Raw genomic sequence first — 1012 nt, 5'->3', positions numbered from 1 at the left:
CTGTTCCTGTTCTGCGGCAGAAGAGCGGACAGAATCAAAGGCCTTCTTTGGCAGCAGGATGGATTTCTGCTGCTCTATAAACGGTTGGATGACGGCCATTTTCGATGGCCGAGAGACAAAAACGAGGTCAGAGAACTTAGCCCGCAGCAGCTGAGATGGCTGCTTGAGGGGCTCTCTCCAGAGCAGAAAACAACAGTGAAAAGGAGATAGAATAGTGCCGAAAACGCTTTAAATAAAGCGACTTCAGTCTGATTTATGGTATAATTTAAACAGGGAAAATTATGTCAGAAATCAATACGAGCAACATCAGCGAGAACCAGTTCTTTCATCAGCTGGTTGAATTGAACAAGGCCATTAACAAGCTGACCATTCAGTATGAGAAGAGCCAGGAAGAGAATGAAGCTAACAGAAAACTGATTAAGAGCCTCACAGAGCAGCTGGATCAGGCAAATGCCACGATCCTTGATCTGTCTGCTCAGATCAGGCTGATGGCTGCTCAGAAGTATGGCAGGAGTTCTGAAAAGAGAAAGCCAGATAAAAAGGACGATCATGACCAGCCATCCGGTCCTTCTGCCAAAACCCCTGCTCCCGGAGCTTCCGCAAGGAAACGGCCTGTTCGTTCCAAAGCCCGTAAGCCGAAGGAATCTCTGGAAGATCTTATTAAAAAGATGAACCTTCCTGTCACAGATGAACTTCACGAACTGTCTGAAGACCAGAGAATCTGTTCCGTCTGCGGTACGGAACTCACTCCGATCGGCAGAAAGCTGGTCCGTCATGAAGTCAGATACATTCCAGGAAAACTGGAAATCATCCGGCACTATTCTGTTTCTTACGGCTGTCCCGAATGTAAAAGGAAGAGCCGGGATCCGCGTTATCTTCCAGGCGAGTTTGATATTCACCCGGTCATGGCAAAGGCTCCCGAATCACTCCTTTTTGGAAAATGGGTTTCTCCCTCTCTGATGGCGCTTGGCATCACGCACACGGTACGGGATGAGGTGCCCGTTAACCGGAT

The 1012-nt window shown here is 48.2% G+C and carries 2 protein-coding genes; both read left to right on the top strand.

Annotated features, from left to right (window positions below):
- Positions 1–210, top strand: a 210-nt coding sequence (gene tnpB / locus BO222_RS14515; RefSeq protein ID WP_143356875.1) for an IS66 family insertion sequence element accessory protein TnpB, incomplete at its 5' end; no start/stop codon positions are given.
- Between the two features lie 71 nt (positions 211–281).
- The coding region (locus BO222_RS14510; RefSeq protein ID WP_198932073.1) for an IS66 family transposase zinc-finger binding domain-containing protein at positions 282–1012 on the top strand (731 nt) is incomplete at its 3' end.

Source organism: Ileibacterium valens, assembly GCF_001945525.1.
Lineage (GTDB): Bacteria > Bacillota_I > Bacilli_A > Erysipelotrichales > Erysipelotrichaceae > Ileibacterium > Ileibacterium valens.
Note: the sequence above shows the minus strand (reverse complement) of the source record. Positions and strands in the feature narration are given on the sequence as shown.